Here is an 18,984-nt window from a genome sequence, read left to right as displayed (position 1 = left end):
TTCGGGTGAAGCGCGCTTATTCAGCGGCTTCGCCGTCGCCCTTCTTTTCAGACTTTTCGGCAACGATTTCCTTGCCGGTGGCTTGGTCGACGACCTTCATCGACAGGCGAACCTTGCCGCGCTCGTCGAAGCCCATGAGCTTGACCCAGACCTTGTCGCCTTCCTTGACGACGTCGGTCGTCTTGGCGACGCGCTCGGAGGCGAGCTGCGAGATGTGGACGAGACCGTCACGGGCACCGAAGAAGTTGACGAAGGCGCCGAAGTCGGCGGTCTTCACAACGGTACCTTCGTAGACCTGGCCGACTTCCGGTTCGGCAACGATCGAGTGGATCCACTTGCGGGCCGCTTCGATTTCCTTGCCGGACGAGGAGGCGATCTTCACGGTGCCATCGTCTTCGATGTTGATCTTGGCGCCGGTCTTTTCGACGATTTCGCGGATGACCTTGCCACCCGAACCGATGACTTCGCGGATCTTGTCGACCGGAATGTTCATGACTTCGATGCGCGGGGCGAACTCGCCGAGCTGGCCACGGCTTTCGGAAATGGCCTTGGCCATTTCGCCGAGGATGTGGAGACGGCCGCCCTTGGCCTGGTTGAGCGCGATGCCCATGATCTCTTCGGTGATGCCCTCGATCTTGATGTCCATCTGGAGCGAGGTGATGCCGGCGTCGGTACCGGCAACCTTGAAGTCCATGTCGCCGAGGTGGTCTTCGTCGCCGAGAATGTCGGAGAGAACGGCGAAGCGCTCATCTTCCTTGATCAGGCCCATGGCGATACCGGCAACCGGCTTTGCGAGCGGAACGCCGGCGTCCATGAGAGCGAGCGAGGTGCCGCAGACGGTGGCCATCGAGGAAGAGCCGTTGGACTCGGTGATCTCGGAAACGACGCGCAGCGTGTAGGGGAACTGCTCGGCTTCCGGGAGCATCGGGCGGATAGCGCGCCAGGCGAGCTTGCCGTGACCGATTTCGCGGCGGCCCGGGGAGCCCATGCGGCCGGTTTCGCCGACCGAGAAGGGCGGGAAGTTGTAGTGCAGCATGAAGCGTTCTTTGTACATGCCGGTCAGGCTGTCGACGTACTGTTCGTCTTCGCCGGTGCCGAGCGTGGCAACGACGATCGCCTGCGTTTCGCCGCGGGTGAACAGCGCCGAACCGTGGGTGCGCGGCAGAACGCCGACTTCCGACACGATCGGGCGAACGGTTTCCAGATCGCGGCCGTCGATGCGGCTCTTGGTGTCGAGGATGTTCCAGCGAACGATCTTGGCCTGCAGGTGCTTGAAGACGGCGCCGATTTCTTCGGCCGAATGGGCTGGGTTCTCGATGCCCTCAGGCAGGAAGTGTGCCTTCACCTTGGCCTTGACGGCGTCGACGGCAGCGTAACGGGCAGCCTTCTCGGTGATCTTGTAGGCGTTGCGCAGCTCGTCTTCGGCAAGCGAGAGCATGGCGTTTTCGAGAGCGGAATGATCTTCGGCTTCGAATTCGCGCGGCTCCTTGGCAGCGACTTCAGCGAGCTTGATGATGGCGTCGATGACCGGCTGGAAGCCCTTCTGACCGAAGACGACGGCGCCGAGCATGACGTCTTCCGGCAGTTCCTTGGCTTCAGATTCGACCATCAGCACCGCTTCCTGGGTGCCGGCGACAACGAGGTCGAGGGTCGATTCGTCCATCTCGTCGAGATGCGGGTTCAGAACGTACTGGCCGTTGATGTAGCCGACGCGCGCGCCACCGATCGGGCCCATGAAGGGGATGCCCGACAGCGTCAGCGCTGCAGAAGCGGCGACCATCGACAGGACGTCGGGGTTGTTTTCGAGGTCATGCTGCATGACCGTGACGATGACCTGGGTATCGTTCTTGTAGCCATCGGGGAAGAGCGGACGGATCGGACGGTCGATCAGGCGCGAGACGAGCGTTTCGTTTTCGCTCGGACGACCTTCGCGCTTGAAGTAGCCACCCGGGATCTTGCCGGCGGCGTAGGTCTTTTCCTGGTAGTTGACGGTCAGCGGGAAGAAGTCCTGGCCCGGCTTCGGCGACTTGGCCGAAACGACGGTGGCGAGAACGACGGTTTCGCCGTAGGTGGCGAGAACGGCGCCGTCAGCCTGACGGGCGATCTTGCCGGTTTCGAGCTTGAGCGGACGCCCAGCCCATTCGATTTCAACCTTGTGGGTATCGAACATGTTCTGTCCTTCGTGTGCGGCGGACCTCTCCGCGGCTGTTACAGCGCGGGCGGTCGAAGGGCCGCATGAAATGGCGCATCACGGGCAAGACAACGGGAGGCTTCACGCTATAATCGGCTGTTTTCCGCTTTGCCCGACCATCCGCTTTCAGCGGCGTTTCCGACAAGCAGGGGCCGAAGCATCCTGCAATCCTGCCCCATGACGGGCCATCGGTTGATCCGCGATACCGGCCCATCCGGCTCGCTGGATTCTCTCGTTTAGCCACGTTTCCTATGCGGCTGGAGAGTTTAATCGTCGAGCGTTCAACGCTCCATAAAAAAGCCGGCGGGCCGCAAAGACCCGCCGGATAAGTCGCTTAGCGACGGATGCCCAGGGCACCGATCAGCTTGGTGTAGCGCGCTTCGTCTTTCTTCTTCAGATAGTCGAGGAGCGAACGACGGCTGGAAACCATCGCGAGCAGACCACGGCGGGAATGGTTATCCTTCTTGTGGCCCTTGAAGTGTTCGGTCAGGTTGTTGATCCGTTCCGTCAGGATAGCAACCTGGACTTCCGGAGAACCGGTGTCGCCTTCAACGGTTGCAAATTCCTTGATGAGCTGAGCCTTACGCTCTGCAGCAATCGACATCGGATGATCCTTTCGATTTCGAGGATTTCGGGACGCCGTCAGCCGGGATGTCGTCCAGCTGCGGCCGTGAATGCAACGGGCATGCGCCTTTTGCTGGCGTGCCTATAAACGAATTGGATGAAAAAGGAAAGGGTCATGGACCGGCGCCCGGGAGGGCCGGCGGAAGACCTCAATTGCCGGTCGGGAACGGGTGCACCGGCGGCGATTTCATTCGGCCGCGATCGGCAGGAGTGCGGCCCCGATCGAGGGAGAAAAAGTGACGGCGGCAGGTCATGGCGCGTCATCCCCTTCGGCCGGTCGCGGCACGGTGATCCGCCACTCGATGCCGTCGGCATGCATCATCCGCTCGAGCCCCGCATTCAGGGCCATGCCGAGCATGCGTTCGAGCACGAGCGTGCCAAACCCCTTGCGGATCGGATCTGAGGGCTTGCCCGCGAGATCGGCCCCCTCCTCCCGCCAGCGTATGGCAATGCCCTCATCCTCCAGCGACCAGCTCAGCTTGACGACGCCTGAGGTGTTGGCGAGCGCGCCATATTTGGTCGCATTGGTCGCGAGCTCGTGCAGCGCCATGCCGAGCGTCTGGGCGATCTGGGTCTCGAGCCGCAAAGGCGGGCCGGACAGGATCACCCGCCTCGGATCGTCAGGCGTGAATGGCTGAAGCTGGTTCTGGGCCAGTTCCCGGAAATCGACCCCTTGGGCGGCGTTGGCGATCATAAGGTCGGTGGAGCGGGCGAGCCCGGCGATGCGCTTGCGGAAACTGTCGGCGAAATCAGCGGCACTCTCGGCCGAATAGACCGACTGGTTCAGCATGGACTGGATCACTGTCAACTGGTTCTTCGAGCGGTGCGCCACCTCGCGCATCAAGAAACGGATTTCGCTCTCCGCCTTGGTGCGCGCGGCCGCCGCACGGGCCAGAGCTGCCGAGACCTGTTCGACCTCGGCGATCATATGCGGGCGCGGCTCGATCCGCTCGCCGGCGCCAAGGCGGCGGGCATCCTGCGCCACGAGCTTGACGCCCTGCGACAACAGCCGCGCGATTGCCAGCGAACCGGCGATCGCGATGCCGGCAAAGATGATGCCGCCGAGCGAAAGCCACAGGAACGACCAGACGGCCGGAGCATCGACGATCGCCCGCGGCGCCCAGGCGATGATCCGCCAGCCGGTGATCACCGAGAATTCGGTCGCCACCCGGTACTCCGTGCCGTTCTCCTTGATGTTGCGAACGCCGATGCTGATCGCCGGAACCTTGTCGAGGAAGAACGGCTCCCCGGCCTTGACCGCCGCGTCCGAGGAGATGATGACCTTTCCCGCGCCGTCGACGAGGGCCGCGTTCCAACCAGGCGACAGCGTATCGCGGTTGACGGCCTTGGCCATGTTCTCAGCGTTTTGCGTCAACGCCAGCAGATACTCCTCACCGGTCGAGAGTTTTGCCGGCAGATAAACGTTGAACACCCATTTTCCGGCGGTCTTGCCGAAGAAGACGTTGGAGACGAGCGGCGCGCCGCTATTGGTGAAGGCGCGCTCGATGGAGTCCGCATCCGACCCCTTGCCAAGCTCAGTGCCGAAGGGGACGCGGGTGTTGAGCCGCTGCTCGTGCTTGCGATCGATGACGATCAGATAGGAATCCGTCTGCGCGAGCGCCGTCGAGGCTCTCTCGTAGAAGGCTTGCAAATTGTCGTCCTCAATCGCCCGCGAGGTCGACAGCACCTTCAGCGTCGTCAACATGCCCTCGATATCGCGCTCGACGATGCGCGTCACCGATCCGGTCGAGGCCTGCAGCAGCGAGGTGATGACCTGTTCCTGCGCGTCGACGCTGCGCTTCAGCACGACCAGCGAAAAGATGAAGGCCGGAACGATGGCGACCAGCAGCAGCGACGTCAGATAGAAACTGAACGGACGGGTCAGCCGATGACGGGCGCGATCAACCATCGCCGCCAGGCCATCGCTTGCCCTGCGCTTTCCTTCCTCCGTCACACCGGTCACCTGCAACGTCCCTTGCGGTTCCCTGCCGGCGGCATCAACGCCTTCGGCGCACGCCGCCGCAAGCGGCGCAACCGCCAAACGGCAACGAAACGCGATACGGAAACGGAATCACCTCGGATGGACTGGGAACCCATGCCGGGATCATGCGTCAAGGATAAAGCAAAGGCAAATGGTTCCGGGTGCTTAGCTTCCGGCGAAGACGCGCTTGGGGCGGAATTCGCCCTCAGCGATCTCACCGATCGCGACCAGCTTGCCGCGCGCCGTGGCATAGGCCTCGGGCGTCGCCAGCGGTGCGTCGCGGCCGCGCAGGATAATGGGATTGCCCATCCTCAGACGGTGCGCCTGGTCGTCATTGACAGGCACGTGCGGCAGGCTGGAAAGCGCCTCGCCGGTCTCGATCAGATAGGCGTCGAGTGCCGCCAGACGTTCCTGGTCGTGCTCGATCTTTTCCAACGCCACCAGGTCGGCAAGCGGCACCATGTCCTCTTCGCCGAAGGGCGCGACGAAGGTGCGGCGCAGCGACGCGATGTGGCCGAAACAGCCGAGGTCGCGGCCCATGTCGCGGGCGAGCGAGCGCACATAAGTGCCCTTGCCGCATTCGATTTCGAAGTGGGCCAGGTTGGGTGCGGCACCCAGCAGAGTCAGCCGGTGGACCTCGACCTCGCGGGCCGGAATTTCGACCGTCTCGCCGTCGCGGGCGAGATCATAGGCGCGCTCGCCATCGATCTTGATCGCCGAGAACTGCGGCGGCACCTGGCTGATGACGCCGGTGTATTTCGGCAGAAGCGCGCGGATTGCCTCTTCGTTCGGCCGTTCGGCCGAGGAATGGGTTACTTCGCCTTCGAGATCGTCGGTGGAGCGTTCCTCGCCCCAGGCGACGGTGAATTCGTAGATCTTGCGGCCGTCCATGACGTAAGGAACGGTCTTCGTCGCATCGCCAAGCGCGATCGGCAACATGCCGGAGGCCAGCGGATCGAGCGTGCCGGCATGGCCGGCCTTCTGGGCCTTGAACAGCCACTTGATCTTCGAGACGGCTTCGGTGGAGCCGAAGTCGAGCGGCTTGTCGAGGATCAGCCAGCCCGAGATCGGGCGGCCCTTGGGCTTACGCGGTTTGGACATGAAATCTACTATTCTTCGTCTTCGCTGGTCTGGTCGAGATCGCGGCTGACTTCCGGCGAACGCAAGAGCTCGTCGATCTTCTTGTAATTGTCGAAGCTCGTATCGTCGCGGAAACGAACGTCGGGCATGTATTTCATCTGCCGCAGCTGCGGGCCGAGGCGTCCGCGAATGTACTTGGCATTGCGGTTGAGCGCGTCGATGACCTCGGCATGGTTGGGCACGCCAAGCGGCGTGACATAGGCCGTGGCGATCTTCAGATCCGGTGACATGCGCACTTCCGAAATCGCGATGACGGTCTTCTCGATCACCGGATCGCGGACCTCGCCGCGTTGCAGAACCTGGGTGATGGCAGCGCGCACCTGTTCGCCGACGCGCAGCATGCGCTGTGAGGGGGCAGAGGATGTGGCTTTGCTCATGGTCGTTGCTTTCCAAGGTATTGCGCCCGCTCGGGGCGGCAAACCGTTTTACTCTTCAGCGTAATATACCTTCCGTGCCTCAGGCACGGGTAGCTCTGATTGCCTGCGCCCGCTTTCTTCGACGCAGTCCCAGAAAGACGCCCGTAGCCGTCAACACGAGCGCGGACAGCAGTTGGATCAGTTCGAACTGCGGATGGGCGCAACCCTCATTGATGGCCGACTGCCATACCTGGTGCGCGGCATCTCCCCAGGACGTGATGGCCACCAGGAGGAGGAGGCCGCCGAGAAGGCTCCCGACCCAAAGCAGCGCCCGAAGGCGCAAAACCGCTGAACCGGTAACCAGACAGAAAAGCGCCGCCAGGCCGACCCAATTGGTCAGAAAAGCGGCCACCTCGTTGAGAACCGAGAATTTCTGACCATCCCATTCGGGATAGATCTTGTCGCAGACTTCCGCGAAGGCCGGCGTCCACCAAAACGACACAACAGCGGCCAGGGCCGCCGTTGTGCAGATTTGCCGGGCTTTCAGGCCCATTAGAGCGTCCGGGTGATATGCTCGACGCGGAAGCACTCGATCGTATCGCCGGCGCGGATGTCTTCGTAGTTCTCGAAGGCCATGCCGCATTCCTGACCGACATTGACTTCCGAGACTTCGTCCTTGAAGCGCTTGAGGGTCTTGAGCTTGCCTTCGTGGATAACGACGTTGTCGCGAACCAGACGGACACCGACGCCACGCTCGACCTTGCCTTCGGTGACGCGGCAACCCGCGACCTTGCCGACCTTGGTGATGTTGAACACTTCCAGGATCTCGGCGTTGCCGAGGAAGGTTTCGCGACGCTCTGGCGAGAGCAGGCCCGACATCGCCGCCTTCACGTCATCTACCAGATCGTAGATGATGTTGTAGTAGCGGATTTCGATGCCGGCACGCTCGGCGGCCGAACGGGCCTGTGAGTTGGCGCGGACGTTGAAGCCGATGATCGCTGCGTTCGATGCCTCGGCGAGCGAGATATCGGACTCGGTGATACCGCCGGCACCCGAATGCACAATGCGCGCACGCACTTCGTCGGTTCCGAGCTTGTCGAGAGCACCGGCGATCGCTTCGATCGAACCCTGCACGTCGCCCTTGATGACCAGCGGGAACTCCTTGAGACCGGAGGTCTGGAGTTGGGTCATCATCTGCTCGAGCGAACCGCGCGAGCCGGACTGACGGGCAACCTGCTTCTCACGGGCGAGACGCTGGCGGTACTCGGAGATCTCGCGAGCACGGCTTTCGTTCTCGACGACGGCGAACTTGTCGCCGGCTGCCGGCGTACCGGACAGGCCGAGAACCTCGACCGGCATGGACGGACCGGCTTCCTTGACGTGTTCGCCCTTGTCGTTGACGAGCGCGCGCACACGGCCCCACTGATCACCGGCGACGATGATCTGGCCCGGACGCAACGTGCCCTTCTGTACGAGGACGGTGGCAACCGCACCGCGACCGCGGTCAAGCTCGGCTTCCACGACCGTACCTTCGGCCGTCCGGTTCGGATTGGCGCGCAGGTCGAGGATTTCTGCCTGAAGCAGGATCGCTTCGAGCAGCTTGTCGAGGTTGGTGCCGTTCTTGGCGGACACTTCCACGTCGAGGACTTCACCGCCCATGGATTCGACGAAGACTTCGTGCTGCAGCAGCTCGGTGCGAACCTTCTGCGGATTTGCCGACGGCTTGTCGACCTTGTTGATCGCCACGATGATCGGAACACCGGCCGCCTTGGCGTGGTTGATCGATTCGATCGTCTGCGGCATCACGCTGTCGTCAGCCGCAACCACCAGGATCGCGATGTCGGTCGCCTGGGCACCGCGAGCACGCATGGCGGTGAACGCCGCGTGGCCGGGGGTGTCGATGAAGGTGATCTTGTTGCCGTTCTGCTCGACCTGGTAGGCGCCGATGTGCTGGGTGATGCCACCGGCTTCGCCGGCCACCACGTTGGCGTGGCGGATCGCATCGAGCAGCGAGGTCTTGCCGTGGTCGACGTGACCCATGATCGTGACGATCGGCGGACGCGGTTCCATTTCTTCGTTCGTGTCCGAAACGTTGAAGATGCCCTCTTCGACGTCGGATTCCGAAACGCGCTTGACCGTGTGGCCGAATTCGCCGGCGATGAGTTCGGCCAGGTCGGCATCGATCAGATCGCCGGGCTTCATCATCTGACCTTCCTTCATCAGGAACTTGATGACGTCAACGGCGCGCTCAGACATGCGCTGCGACAGCTCCTGAATGGTGATGGTCTCGGGCAGGATGACTTCGCGCGAAATCTTCTCGCGGGTTTCCTGCATCTGGCTGCGCTTGAACTTCTCCTGGCGGCGACGCATGGCCGACAGCGAACGGGCGCGCTGGCCGCTATCCTCGTCGGCAGCGGTGGTCAGTGTCAGCTTGCCCTGGCGGCGGCCGTCGTCGCCCTTCGGGCGGGCCGGAACCTTGGCAGGCTCGGGACGCACGACCTTGCCGCGCGCCGGACCTGCGCCGGGACGCGGACCACGATCGTCATCCTTTTCGTTGTCGACCTTACGGCCGCGCAGTGCGCCGGCCGGAGCCGGGGTCGGAAGTCCACCTGCCTGGTCGGCGGGCCGTCCGGCCTGCGGGCGGCTGTCAACGCGACGCTCGGTGGAAGCCGGTGCGCGAGCAGCCACGGGGCGCTCTTCAACAACCTCTGCGGCCTTAACTTCGGCTTTGGCTTCGGGCTCGGCCGCCGCGCGGGCTGCTTCCTCGGCAGCGCGGCGTGCGGCTTCTTCCTTCTCCTGCTGGAGACGGGCTTCTTCCTCACGCTTGCGGCGTGCTTCGTTCTCAGCGCGGATGACCGCTTCTTCGGCGTCCCGGATCTGGGCTTCGGCCAGAGCACGGCGGCGCGCATCGATCTCACCGGCGGATAGCTGGTTCAGAACGACACCGACGCGCGGACGATTGGCCTGGTTGGCTTCCTGACGCGTCGAATGCGGCTGCGGCTGCGGTGCCGGGCGACCCGAAGGCTGCGGCTGAGCCGGGCGCTGATCGGCCGGGCGCGCAGCGGGAGCTGCAGCAACCGGTGTGATCGGACGCTCGTCCTTGGGGCGGTGGAAGGGGCGTTTCTTGGTTTCGACCACGACCGCCTTGGTGCGGCCACGGCCCATGTCCTGACGCACGGTCCCCTGCGAAACCCCGTGGGGCTTCAGGGTCAGCGTCTTCTTGCCCGCTGCGCTGCCTGTCTTGTCGTCGTTGTTGTCGGTCATTCCGTTCCGTTCCTAGCGATCAGGGCCGGATGCGTATCACCTGACCCTGTCTTCCAAATTGTCTCAAACAATGTACGCGATGCCAGACTGTGCCGGTGACGCGGGTCATTGCTGTGGCTTGCCAGCGCCGCCGTCGGCCCGGACCGGGACGGATCCTCGGTACTTTTCGAGCATGATTGCGCGCTTCACTACACCTTCACCCGCCTGCCCTGCAAGCGCTGCGGCATGGATAAAAGCATTACTTCCTAAAAGGCCCTCCATTTCCGCCCCGGTGAAGGGACGGAACGAAGGTATTTCCATTTCATCGTCGGCCACAAAGCTCATCGCCTTGCGGGCCTGGTCTATCTTGCGCACGCCGTCGGCCGCAGCGTCGGACGCGTGAAACACGGCGAGTGCCGCCAGTCCCCTGACGGCCTGCTCCGTCTTCGTTGCGCCGGAGATGAACTGGGCCGCCTTGCGCGCCATGTTCATCATTCCGGCCAGTTGCTCGGCGAGCAGCCGGTCGACATCGTCGGCGAGCGTCGCGTCGGCCTTGACGTCCGCCTTCAGGGCGCGGGCGAAGAACTTCTTCGCCACCGCCTTCTCAATCAGCGCCCGCTCGGCCTTGACCCAGCAGCCGCGCCCCGGAAGCTGACGCTTCAGATCGGGAACGACGCGACCGTCTGGCCCAGCCACGAAGCGGATCAACTCGTCTGGCGAACCGCTTTCACGGGTGACGATGCAGGTCCGCGTGCTGCCGTTGCGATCCTTCGGCCCCCCATCCGTGGGCAGGGCGTCCGAAGGCAGGCTGTCGGCATGATCAGAGGCGATCATCGTCCTTAAGCGTCCTGCTCGGCGCCTTCGGCAACGTCGATCGGCTCTTCACCTTCGACCTCTTCGCTTGCCAGGTCCTCTTGCGTGATCCAGCCGGCTGCGAGGCGGGCCTGAACGATCATGGCTTCGGCTTCGGCGCGCGAGACGTCGAACTTCGAGAAGGTGCCTTCGAAACGCTTGGTCTCGCCGTCCTTGCGTTCGCTCCAGCCGACGAGATCGTCAGCGGCGCAACCAGCAAAGTCCTCGACCGTCTTGATGCCTTCTTCGCCCAGCGCAACGAGCATCTGGCTCGTCAGGCCGTCGATTGAGCGCAGTTCGTCGGCAACGCCGAGTTCGCGGCGCTTGGCATCCATTTCCGCCTCGATCCGGTCCAGGTACTCGCGAGCGCGGGTCTGGATTTCGTTGGCGGTCTCGTCGTCGAAACCGTCGATCGACGCAATTTCGTCGAGATCGACATAGGCAAGCTCCTCAACGGCGGCAAAGCCTTCCGAAGCCAGCACCTGACCGACCATTTCGTCGACGTCGAGCGCATCCATGAAGAGGTTGGTGCGCTCGGTGAATTCCTTCTGGCGGCGCTCGCTCTCTTCCTGCTCGGTCAGGATGTCGATATCCCAGCCGGTCAGCTGCGAAGCGAGGCGAACGTTCTGGCCGCGTCGGCCGATGGCGAGCGACAGCTGCTCGTCGGGAACGACCACTTCGATGCGCTCGGCGTCTTCGTCGAGAACGACCTTGGCGACTTCCGCCGGCTGCAGCGCGTTGACGATGAACGACGCCGGATCCTGCGACCACGGAATGATGTCGATCTTTTCGCCCTGCAACTCGCCGACGACGGCCTGAACGCGCGAACCGCGCATACCGACGCAGGCGCCGACCGGATCGATCGAGCTATCGTTGGAGACGACCGCGATCTTGGCGCGCGAACCCGGGTCGCGGGCAACCGACTTGATCTGGATGATGCCGTCGTAAATTTCAGGCACTTCCATGGTGAAGAGCTTCACCATGAACTGCGGATGGGTACGCGACAGGAAGATCTGCGGGCCGCGCTGTTCGCGGCGAACGTCGTAGACGAAGGAGCGGACGCGATCACCGTAGCGCATGTTTTCGCGCGGGATCATCTCGTCGCGACGGATGATGCCTTCGCCACGGCCGAGGTCGACGATGACGTTGCCGTATTCGACGCGCTTGACCGTGCCGTTGACGATTTCGCCGACGCGATCCTTGAACTCGTCGAACTGACGGTCGCGCTCGGCCTCACGCACCTTCTGCACGATGACCTGCTTGGCCGACTGGGCGGCGATGCGGCCAAAATCCATCGGCGGCAGCGGGTCGGCGATGAAGTCACCGAGCTTGGCGTCCGGATTGCGATCGCGAGCAAGCTCGAGCGGGATCTGCGTGGAGTAGTCGTCAGCCTTCTCGACCACTTCCAGAAGACGCTGCAGGCGGATTTCGCCAGTCTTGGAGTTGATGTCGGCGCGGATGTTCGATTCCGACCCATAGCGCGAGCGGGCGGCCTTCTGGATCGCGTCGGCCATCGCGGCCAGAACGATCTCGCGGTCGATCACCTTTTCACGCGCGACAGCATCCGCGATCTGCAGAAGCTCGAGCCGGTTAGCACTGACTGCCATGTCTTGTCTCCGTTGGGTTGCAGGGGGCTTTCAAGCTCCGCCCGACTTATTCCTCAATAGGTGAATCTTCGTCTTCGAAATTCTCGTTCGCGGCACGCGCAGCCTTGGCCTTCTTGTCGGCCGTCAGCGCATCGCGGATCAGATCGTCGGTCAGGATCAGCCGCGCTTCGGAAAGCGTGGTGAACGGGATCACGACGACGGGCTCCTCGCCATAGGCCACCTGGTCGCGCTCAAGCCGGAAACCGTCGTCATCGACAGAAACGATCTTGCCGCGGAACCGCTTGCGGCCATCGACCAGAACCGACGTCTCGCATTTCAGCAGGTGACCCTGCCAGCGGAAGAAGTCGGACTTGCGCACCATCGGGCGGTCGATGCCCGGCGACGACACTTCGAGATGATACGCCTTGTCGATCGGATCTTCCACATCGAGCACCGGCGAAATGGCCTTGGAGATCTCTTCGCAGTCCTCGACGGTCATGGTGCCGTCGGTGCGCTCTGCCATGATCTGCAGCGTCATGCCGTTCTGGCCCGACATGCGCACGCGCACGAGCTGGTAGCCCATCGGCACGATCACCGGCTCGATGATGTCGGCGACGCGTTGGTCGAGACCGGTTTCGGTGATCAGGCGGGGTTCATTTGCATTTTCAGCCGTTGTCGTATCGGACAAACGATCATCTCCTCATCGGACCGGCTAATAAAAAAGAGCGGGTCCTGACGGGCCCACTCTTCATCTACCGATCAAGAATTTGAGGCTCATATACGCCCCATCGCCACAAATTGCAAGGCATTGGGCCGTCCGACGCAAATGGCCGGACGAACCGCCGGCGAGCATCTTCGCCAACAAGGTCAGTTTCAGCGGGTGGCACTTCGCGTTGTCGGGCCTATAACAGGAGACGAACCGCTTCGAGACGACAATCAAGAAACGAAGAGAGAAGACGAGGTGCCAACCCGTATTTCGCCGCTTGCCCCCTTCAAGCACGACATCTTCCGCACGATATGGATCGCGAGCCTCGCCTCCAATTTCGGCGGCCTCATTCAATCGGTCGGGGCCGCCTGGCTGATGACCTCCATTTCCTCATCGGCGAACATGGTGGCGCTGGTGCAGGCTTCGACCTCGCTGCCGATTATGCTTTTCTCGCTTGTCTCTGGCGCGCTTGCCGACAATTTCGACCGGCGGCGGATCATGCTGGTGGCGCAGTGTTTCATGCTCTTCGTCTCGGCGCTCTTGACGATCTGTGCCTATGTCGGGCTGATCACGCCCTGGCTGCTCCTGCTCTTCACCTTCCTCATCGGCTGCGGCACGGCGCTCAACAACCCGTCCTGGCAGGCCTCGGTCGGCGACATGGTTCCGCGCGAAGACCTGCCGGCAGCGGTCGCGCTCAACAGCATGGGCTTCAACATCACCCGAAGCGTCGGCCCGGCGATCGGCGGCGCCATCGTCGCGGCACTCGGTGCGGCGGCTGCCTTCTTCGCCAATACGCTCAGCTATTTCGCCATCCTTTTTGCGCTGGTGCGCTGGCGTCGCGAGGTGCCGACGAGCACGTTGCCGCGCGAGACGCTGGGGCGCGCCATTTCGGCTGGCCTGCGCTACGTCGCGATGTCGCCGAACATCGGCAAGGTTCTCTTGCGCGGCTTCCTCTTCGGCCTTTCGGCAAGCGCCATCCTCGCTCTTCTGCCGCTCGTCGCCCGCGACCTCGTTCAGGGTGGGCCGCTCACCTACGGTCTGATGCTCGGCGCCTTCGGCCTTGGCGCGATCGGCGGGGCGCTGCTCTCCGCCCGCCTGCGCGAGAAGCTTTCGAGCGAGGCGATCGTGCGCATCGCCTTCACCGGCTTTGCCGCCAGCGCCGCGATCACGGCCTGGAGCACCTATGCCTGGCTGAGCTGTCTCGTGCTGCTCATCTCCGGCGCCTGTTGGGTGCTGGCGCTGTCGCTGTTCAACACCACGGTGCAGCTGTCGACGCCGCGCTGGGTGGTTGGCCGGGCCCTTTCGCTCTACCAGACCATGACCTTCGGCGGCATTGCCGGCGGCAGCTGGCTCTGGGGTACGGCCGCCGAGCAATATGGCGCGGCCAACGCGTTGATGGGCTCCTGTCTGCTGATGTTCGCCGGCGTCGTGGTCGGCTTCCGCCTGCCCTTGCCGGAATTCACCTCGCTCAACCTCGATCCGCTGAACCGCTTCAACGAGCCGCCGCTCGAACTGGACCTGAAACCGCGCAGCGGCCCGATCGTCATCATGATCGACTACGAAATCGCCGACGACGACATCCCGGAGTTCCTGACAACCATGGCGGAACGGCGGCGTATCCGCATCCGTGACGGCGCCGGACACTGGGCGCTGATGCGCGACCTTGAAAACCCGACCACCTGGACGGAGACCTACCACGTGCCGACCTGGGTCGAATATGTGCGTCACAACCAGCGGCGCACCCAGGCGGACGCGGCCGTCGGCGACAGGCTGACGGCGCTGCATAGCGGCAAAGCACCACCGCGCGTGCACCGGATGATCGAGCGCCAGACGATCGTGCCGACCCATTACGAGCGCTACAAGCGCCAGGTGAATGTGGACATGCACTAGCTTGTGCCGGCCCTCGCGCCGATCCCGACCATGCAACGAAAAAGGCCCCGGTGACGGGGCCTTTTCTTTTCGGCAGTCGGCACACCAGTGCCTCCGGCTGCAATTGGCTCTATCGCAGCTTCGCCTTCAGCGAAGCATCGGGGAAGCAGGTGGCGGCAAGGCCGCTCTTTGCCTGCCAGTCGCCGAGCGAACGGCGCGTCTTGTAGCCGGGGAGACCATCGACCTTGCCGACGTCGTAGCCCTTGGCAACCAGCGCCTTCTGCATCTTCAGAACGTCCGAGCGCAGCATGTTGCCGACGTCGCCCCACGTGCCGCGGAACGCGCCGCCGCCCGTCGCAATGCGGTCGGCGAGGTTGCCGATGAAGAGCGCGTAGAGGTCGGAGTTGTTGTATTCCTTGAGCACGTAGAAATTCGGCGTGACGATAAACTCCGGCCCATGGCGACCAGCGGGCACCAGCATCATCGAAGATGCGGACAATTCGTGCGACGGAAAGGCCTTGCCGGAAATCCTGACGATCCCCTTGTTCGCCCAACTCGACAGGGGCTGGGCGAGGTCCGGCCCTTCCTGCGCACAGGAGACGGCTTCGGGAATCGATACTTCGAAGCCCCAGTCACGCTCGCGCTGCCAGCCCTTCTTGACCAGATAATTGGCGATCGACGCCAGGCTGTCTGGCACCGAATTCCAGATGTCGCGGCGGCCGTCGCCATCGAAATCGACGGCATATTGCAGGAAGCTCGACGGCATGAACTGCGGCTGACCCATCGCGCCGGCCCAGGAGCCGCGCATCGCCGCCTCGTCGACATCGCCGCTGTCGAGAATGTGCAGTGCCGCGATCAGCTCGCGACGAAACAGGTCTGGCCGCGTCGACATAAACGCCTTGGTCGCGAGCACATCGACCACCGGATAGGGGATCTTGGCGCGGCCGAAGCCGGATTCGCGGCCCCAGATGGCAACGATCACCGAGCCCGGCACGCCATAGGTGCGCTCGATCTTCTTCAGGGTCGACGCATGGGTGGAAGCCAGGCTGCGGCCGGTGGCGGCGAGCCCCTGCAGACGCTTTTCCGAGAAGTAGTTTCCGGGCGAGGAAAACTCCGCCTGGCTCTGCTTCTGTTCCTTCGGCTTCGGGAAGCCGGGCGGCGCCAGATCCGGCAGGTCCCAGTTGAGCTTCACGTCGGAAAAGGCCGCCTTGAAGGATCCGGCGGAAATGCCGGCCTTCTTCGCCTCCGGCCAGAGATCATTCTGCAGCCAGGTACGAAACTGCGCCTCGACGTCGGCTTTGGTCGCGGCTTGCGCGAGCCCCAGCCAGCCACAGAGCAGCAAGGTCGTCAGTGAAAGAAGTCTCAGCATAAGGCTTCCCCATCGGTTGGATTGCAGCGTCCGAAATGACGCTCAGATCGACGTGCGGGCGCGAAGGGCAGCCGCCAAGGTGCCTTCGTCGAGGTAGTCGAGCTCGCCGCCGACCGGCACGCCGTGGGCAAGCCGGGTAATCTTCACCTCCATGCCTTCGAGCTGGTCGGTGATGTAGTGCGCCGTCGTCTGGCCCTCGACGGTGGCGTTGACGGCGATGATCAGCTCGCGGACGCCGCCATTGGCGACGCGCTGGACGAGACCCTTGATGTTGAGATCGTCGGGGCCGACGCCGTCGAGCGGCGAGAGCGTGCCGCCGAGCACATGATAGGCGGCGTTCATCGCGCCGGCGCGTTCCAGTGCCCAGAGATCGGACACGTCCTCGACAACGATGAGCACGGAGTGGTCGCGACGCTCGTCCGAACAAACGGTGCAGGGATCGATCGTATCGACATTGCCGCAGCAGGAACAGATGCGGACCTTGCGGTGCGCTTCGCCCATCGCGTCGGCGAGCGGACCCAGCAACTGGTCCTTCTTCTTGACGAGATGCAGGGCGGCGCGGCGCGCCGAACGCGGTCCGAGCCCCGGCACTTTCGCCAGGAGCTGGATGAGTTTTTCGATTTCGGGGCCGGTGACTCGTTTTGCCATGCGGCGCTTTTAGCCCATATCGCGCCGAAACGGAATCGCCTTCGAAACGCCCGCACACGAAGCGGCGGGCATCGACGCGGTACCCGGCGGCTACCACCGCCGGCGCGCAAATGCTGCGGGCGGCAGACCGCCCTGCTTCCCGAACCTACTGCCCGGAGACGATCAGAAGGGCAGCTTCATGCCGGGCGCGATCGGCAGGCCGGCGGTCAGTTCGCGGGTCTTTTCCGCCTGCACGGCTTCGGCCTTGTCCTTGGCGTCCTTGTGGGCGGCGACGATCAGGTCTTCGAGGATCTCGACGTCGTCTTCCTTGAACAGCGAGGGATCGATCTTCAGGCTCTTGAGGGTGCCCTTGCCGTCGAGGCGAACGGTGACGAGGCCACCGCCGGAGGTGCCGTCGACTTCGAGCGCGGCGATTTCCGCCTGCATCTTTTCCATCTTGGCCTGCATTTCCTTGACCTTGCCCATCATCCCCATGATGTCGCGCATCGTCGTCTCCTGTCTTTCTGTTTCTGCTCGCAGACGGGACTATTCGATGTCGTCGCCAGGGACGATATCGCCGTCGGCGGATTCGGCTGTGGCCGGAGCCTGGCTCTCGACCTCTTCTTCAACGGCGCGAATGCGCACGTCGGTGATCTTGGCGCCCGGGAACCGGGCGAGAATGGCGGCGACATCGGGGTCCTGGCGCGCGTCGTTGACGCGCTGCTCCTGCGCCCGCTGTTCCGCCTCGATCAGCGTCGGCTCACCGGCCTCGCGGCTGTAGCTGACGATCCAGTGGATGCCGGTCCATTCCTTGAGCTTGACGGCCACTTCGCCAAGCAACGTCTTCGGCGCGTCGTCCGAGACGTTGACGTCGAGACGTCCGGGCTCGATCCGCACGAGCCGCAGAAAGCCGCGCACCAGCGTCTTCAGCTTGATGTCGCGGTTCTTGGCGCAGAGATCGGCGATGTCGGCGATCGAATTGACCGGCACCGACGGCTGCGGCTTGGCCGCAGGCGCCGCCACCGGGCGTTCTTCGATGCGGCCAACGGCAACCGCCTGGGGCGCCACGTCCGGCACGGCGCGCAGCATGGTCGCGCCATTGCTCGTCGGGCGCTGCACCGGCATCGACTGCGATGCCTGCGCCGACACGAACACGGAAGCCTGGGCCTGTGCGCCGCCGCCGTTGCCACCTGAAGGGCCAGGGCGAGCGCCGCCGCCTTCACTGCCGGAAAGTTCCAGCAAGCGCCGCGCGGCCTCTTCAGGCGCCGGCAGATGTGCCGCATGCGCCAGGCGGATCAGCACCATTTCGGCGGCACCCGCCGGGCGCGACGAGCTTTCGGCTTCCGGAATGCCCTTCAGGAGCATCTGCCAGATGCGCGAGAGCGCCGTAACCGCCACGCTCTCGGCAAAGACGGCGCCGCGGGTGCGCTCGATCTCGCTCAAGGACTGGTCGTTGACCGCCTCCGGCACGTATTTCATCCGGGTGACGAGATGGGTGAAATCGGCAAGGTCGGTCAATACGACCGTCGGATTGGCGCCGGCCTCGTATTGTGCGGTGAATTCCTTGAGGGCCGCGGCGACATCGCCTTTGACGACGTGCTCGAAGAGGTCGACGATGCGGGCGCGGTCTGCAAGGCCGAGCATCGAACGCACGGTTTCGACTTCCACAGCGCCGCCGCCGTGGGCGATCGCCTGGTCGAGCAGCGACAGACCGTCGCGCGCCGAGCCTTCGGCAGCGCGGGCCACCATCGCAAGCGCTTCCGGATCGAAGGATACGCCTTCCTTGCCGAGGATCGTCGAAAACAGGCCGACGAGATCGGACGCGCTGATGCGGCGCAGGTCGAAGCGCTGGCAGCGCGACAGAACCGTGATCGGCACTTTGCGGATTTCGGTGGTCGCGAAGATGAATTTCACATGCTCTGGCGGCTCTTCGAGCGTCTTCAGCAGGCCGTTGAAGGCCTGGGTCGAGAGCATGTGCACTTCGTCGATGATGTAGACTTTGTAGCGGGCCGAAACCGGGCGGTAGCGCACCTGTTCGATGATCTCGCGGATATCGTCGATGCCGGTGTGTGACGCCGCGTCCATTTCGATGACGTCGACGTGACGCCCATCCATGATCGCCTGGCAATGTTCGCCGGGAACGCGCAGGTCGATGGTCGGCCGATCGATATCCGGTGTCTTATAGTTCAGCGCGCGGGCGAGAATGCGGGCGGTGGTGGTCTTGCCGACCCCGCGCACCCCGGTCAGCATGTAGGCTTGGGCGATGCGGCCGGTTTCGAACGCGTTGGTGAGCGTGCGCACCATCGGTTCCTGGCCGACCATCAGGTCGGAGAAATCCTTGGGGCGATACTTGCGCGCCAGAACACGGTAGGCGGCTGGTTTCTCAACGGATGAAATGGACGTATCGTCGCTCATCGACCCTGCCGCTGTTCGAACTCTT

The 18,984-nt window shown here is 63.6% G+C and carries 15 protein-coding genes; 1 reads left to right on the top strand and 14 read right to left on the bottom strand.

The features are described 5' to 3' along the window. Positions 1-16: 16 nt before the first annotated feature. From pnp to rimP, 10 genes are all read right to left on the bottom strand, one after another. Positions 17-2,170: a polyribonucleotide nucleotidyltransferase gene (gene pnp / locus IB263_RS00665; protein WP_029742370.1), complete on the bottom strand. Its 2,154-nt coding sequence runs from the start codon at positions 2,168-2,170 to the stop codon at positions 17-19. Between the two features lie 355 nt (positions 2,171-2,525). Then, a complete protein-coding gene (rpsO, locus tag IB263_RS00660) occupies positions 2,526-2,795 on the bottom strand; it encodes a 30S ribosomal protein S15 (RefSeq protein ID WP_029742369.1) in 270 nt (89 codons plus the stop codon). A 270-nt stretch (positions 2,796-3,065) separates the two neighbouring features. Further along, entirely contained in the window at positions 3,066-4,778 is a 1,713-nt protein-coding gene (locus IB263_RS00655; RefSeq protein ID WP_162744690.1) for a sensor histidine kinase, read from the bottom strand. Positions 4,779-4,961: 183 nt separating this feature from the next. Then, the gene (truB, locus tag IB263_RS00650; protein ID WP_029742367.1) at positions 4,962-5,897 is read right to left on the bottom strand and encodes a tRNA pseudouridine(55) synthase TruB; all 936 of its coding nucleotides are present in this window, start codon (positions 5,895-5,897) and stop codon (positions 4,962-4,964) included. 8 nt (positions 5,898-5,905) lie between these two features. Then, positions 5,906-6,313, bottom strand: a complete 408-nt coding sequence (gene rbfA, locus IB263_RS00645) for a 30S ribosome-binding factor RbfA (protein WP_029742366.1) — start codon at positions 6,311-6,313, stop codon at positions 5,906-5,908. 79 nt (positions 6,314-6,392) lie between these two features. Further along, positions 6,393-6,845: a hypothetical protein gene (locus tag IB263_RS00640; protein ID WP_029742365.1), complete on the bottom strand. Its 453-nt coding sequence runs from the start codon at positions 6,843-6,845 to the stop codon at positions 6,393-6,395. Beyond that, complete coding sequence (infB, locus tag IB263_RS00635; protein ID WP_029742364.1) at positions 6,845-9,556, bottom strand: translation initiation factor IF-2; 2,712 nt, start codon at positions 9,554-9,556, stop codon at positions 6,845-6,847. The genes IB263_RS00640 and infB overlap by 1 nt, the downstream gene beginning before the upstream one ends. A 105-nt stretch (positions 9,557-9,661) precedes the next feature. After that, positions 9,662-10,369 carry an RNA-binding protein gene (locus IB263_RS00630; RefSeq protein ID WP_029742363.1) on the bottom strand — a complete coding sequence of 236 codons (708 nt, stop codon included), beginning with the start codon at positions 10,367-10,369 and terminating at the stop codon, positions 9,662-9,664. Between the two features lie 5 nt (positions 10,370-10,374). Continuing rightward, the gene (gene nusA / locus IB263_RS00625; RefSeq protein WP_029742362.1) at positions 10,375-11,994 is read right to left on the bottom strand and encodes a transcription termination factor NusA; all 1,620 of its coding nucleotides are present in this window, start codon (positions 11,992-11,994) and stop codon (positions 10,375-10,377) included. Positions 11,995-12,040: 46 nt separating this feature from the next. After that, the gene (gene rimP / locus IB263_RS00620; RefSeq protein ID WP_029742361.1) at positions 12,041-12,661 is read right to left on the bottom strand and encodes a ribosome maturation factor RimP; all 621 of its coding nucleotides are present in this window, start codon (positions 12,659-12,661) and stop codon (positions 12,041-12,043) included. Between the two features lie 273 nt (positions 12,662-12,934). Here rimP and IB263_RS00615 point away from each other — a divergent pair, with 273 nt between their 5' ends. Continuing rightward, positions 12,935-14,569, top strand: a complete 1,635-nt coding sequence (locus IB263_RS00615) for an MFS transporter (RefSeq protein WP_029742360.1) — start codon at positions 12,935-12,937, stop codon at positions 14,567-14,569. 109 nt (positions 14,570-14,678) lie between these two features. On the opposite strand, the gene IB263_RS00610 is transcribed toward IB263_RS00615, so the two are convergent. From IB263_RS00610 to IB263_RS00595, 4 genes are all read right to left on the bottom strand, one after another. Further along, positions 14,679-15,917: a lytic murein transglycosylase gene (locus tag IB263_RS00610; RefSeq protein ID WP_029742359.1), complete on the bottom strand. Its 1,239-nt coding sequence runs from the start codon at positions 15,915-15,917 to the stop codon at positions 14,679-14,681. A 42-nt stretch (positions 15,918-15,959) separates the two neighbouring features. After that, positions 15,960-16,565 carry a recombination mediator RecR gene (gene recR / locus IB263_RS00605; RefSeq protein WP_029742358.1) on the bottom strand — a complete coding sequence of 202 codons (606 nt, stop codon included), beginning with the start codon at positions 16,563-16,565 and terminating at the stop codon, positions 15,960-15,962. A gap of 162 nt (positions 16,566-16,727) precedes the next feature. Continuing rightward, a complete protein-coding gene (locus IB263_RS00600) occupies positions 16,728-17,051 on the bottom strand; it encodes a YbaB/EbfC family nucleoid-associated protein (protein WP_192437357.1) in 324 nt (107 codons plus the stop codon). A 39-nt stretch (positions 17,052-17,090) separates the two neighbouring features. Further along, positions 17,091-18,959, bottom strand: a complete 1,869-nt coding sequence (locus IB263_RS00595; protein WP_029742356.1) for a DNA polymerase III subunit gamma/tau — start codon at positions 18,957-18,959, stop codon at positions 17,091-17,093. Positions 18,960-18,984 lie beyond the last annotated feature (25 nt).

It is taken from the genome of Ensifer sp. ENS03, from assembly GCF_014852035.1.
GTDB lineage: Bacteria > Pseudomonadota > Alphaproteobacteria > Rhizobiales > Rhizobiaceae > Ensifer > Ensifer adhaerens.
This window is presented reverse-complemented; position numbering and strand designations above follow the sequence as displayed.